The 379-nt window shown below is 60.9% G+C and carries 1 protein-coding gene; it reads right to left on the reverse strand.

What is annotated here, in order from left to right:
* Positions 1 to 379, reverse strand: a 379-nt coding sequence (locus BTA35_RS17600; RefSeq protein WP_202931335.1) for a Flp pilus assembly complex ATPase component TadA, incomplete at both ends; no start/stop codon positions are given.

The following is a 379-nucleotide window of genomic DNA, read 5'->3' on the forward strand; positions in this document are numbered from 1 at the left end:
ATCTGGACGTAGTCGTCGAGCGTCAGGTTCTTCTCGCGATGCTTGCGGATAGCAAGGGCGTGCCCGTCGATGGCCGTCGGCCGCATGACGGACGCGATCCGCAGATTCTTGTGACCGCCGTTGATGATCCCCTGATCGGTCCCAGCCTTCGCTGATTTGTCCACCGACGCGGCGAGCGCCAAAATCGCGCCATTGAGCGTCGCCTGGTTCAGCGTGAGCTCGAGCTTGTGCATATGTCCGCGCTCTTCGACCCAAATGCTGTCGAAGTTGTTGACCATGATCTCGGCCACGCCGGGCGCATCGAGCGGGCCTTGCAACGGCTTGAGGGACTCGAAGAACATCCGCACCGCGTTTTCTTCCAGCGGACGTAGCTTCAGCA

It is taken from the genome of Oceanospirillum linum (assembly GCF_001995095.2).
GTDB lineage: Bacteria > Pseudomonadota > Gammaproteobacteria > Pseudomonadales > Halomonadaceae > Oceanospirillum > Oceanospirillum linum.